Raw genomic sequence first — 1677 nt, forward strand, 5'->3', positions numbered from 1 at the left:
GTAGGTCAGGTGGCCTAACTTAAATAAAAAAGTCTCCGACAAACCCGGTACGGTTCAGTTATAAGAAGACCAATTGGTTGTACGATAGATTTTAGGTGTGGGCTTATTCATTTGAGAATTATATTGTGGAATAAGCCTTTAGAGATAGGTTTGTGCAACAAAGCCCAATAAAACTATAAAGTGATGCAGTTCACATAAAAATAAATGTTCAAAATGCACATTTAATCTGATGTAAAGATGCCGAAATGTATATTGTGTCACATTAATCCAGTAGATTCATGGTAAGATATTTGTGTAGAAAATGTGCTTGAAATTGTTCTAAGTCCACAAGGGGTAGTAATGTTGAGATTGTCACTTTTAGCTGTTGTAGCTTCATTGGGAGTAGCGGCTTGCACATCAAGCTCATATACGAAGCCATCAGATTTACGTTTTCAGAAAAAAACGCAAGAAAATAATCAACCTATTGTATTAAAGCGAGATGAGAAGCTGTGTGGTGGTGATACAGCAGAACAACAAAATTGCCCAATTGAATTTTATATCGACAGTATTAAAGCTGGAAATTTTTATATAAATAATTCGGCTCAATATGCATTGAAACCAGAAACATATAATTTCAAAGTAAAAAACTGTACTGAAGAATCATGCCAAAGTTGTGATGTTGACTTAAACGTAGGAAAGCTAACAAGCAATGAATTTGTACTCTCTGTCAATACAGACGGTAAACCTTTTATTTCCAATAATGGTCAGCCTTTAAGTTGTGAGGTGAAGCATCAGGTTGCTGCTCAGGAACAGACAATACGAGTGGATTTAGCTGCGGACACTTTATTTAAATTTGACGGTTCTTCCTTGAATGATTTACTGCCAAAGGGCCGTCAAGAGATCTTGAATGTTGCTTCGCAAATTCATAACAACTTCGTTTCTGTAAGCCACATCAATTTAGTTGGTCACACAGATCGTTTAGGAAGTGATAGCTATAACAATCAATTGGGGCAAAACCGTGCAGACACAGTACGCAACCTGTTGGTTCAAAATGGTGTGGCAGGGAATGTGATTTCAACTGCAAGCGCAGGTAAAGGCCAACCTGTGACGAATGGTTGTTTTGATGTAAAACAGCGTGAAGCATTACATGCATGTCTACAGCCTGACCGCCGTGTAACTGTCGAAATTACAGGCATTACTAAATAGTTAAAGTTTTTGAAGATAAAAGAATATAGTTTTTGGGTAAAAATATGACTAATTTTATTGTAATTGAGAAAGACTCATTAAATAAGTCTACAGTAAATGCGACACAGATTACATTAACCGAAGCTTCTATTGTTCATACTAAAATGAGCCGTGATGACGTCGATGAATTTATCCGTGATGGCAATAACTTAGTGCTTAAGCTAAAGAATGGTGAAGTTGTTGTCATTGAGAATTTTTTTATAACATATGACGATGTCGCTTCAGATTTGGTTTTTGAAGAAGATGGGTGTGTTCTATATTGGTTTGATGGCGTATCGGGTTTTAAAGGCATTCCAGGATTAGAAGCATTATTACCTGCTGTTGAAGGCAGTCAACTCGTTGGATTGTTACCTTGGTTGGTGGGTGCTGCTGTAGTTGGTGGCGCTGCGGCAATTATTGATCACAATGACAAGGATGAAGAACCGAAAGATACCACAGCACCTACAGCACCAA

General features: G+C 37.4%; 2 protein-coding genes. Both read left to right on the forward strand.

All coding sequences use genetic code 11. The features are described 5' to 3' along the window. Positions 1-339: 339 nt before the first annotated feature. Complete coding sequence (locus D7V20_RS19055; protein ID WP_120385391.1) at positions 340-1185, forward strand: OmpA family protein; 846 nt, start codon at positions 340-342, stop codon at positions 1183-1185. Positions 1186-1229: 44 nt separating this feature from the next. Continuing rightward, positions 1230-1677, forward strand: a 448-nt coding sequence (locus D7V20_RS19060; RefSeq protein ID WP_120385392.1) for a BapA/Bap/LapF family prefix-like domain-containing protein, incomplete at its 3' end; no start/stop codon positions are given.

The sequence above is a fragment of the Acinetobacter rongchengensis genome (assembly GCF_003611475.1).
Taxonomy (GTDB): domain Bacteria; phylum Pseudomonadota; class Gammaproteobacteria; order Pseudomonadales; family Moraxellaceae; genus Acinetobacter; species Acinetobacter rongchengensis.

Bases quoted from the DNA above. Each gene is read 5' to 3' on its own strand.
- D7V20_RS19055 (WP_120385391.1), top strand. From the start codon at position 340: ATGTTGAGATTGTCACTTTTAGCTGTTGTAGCTTCATTGGGAGTAGCG.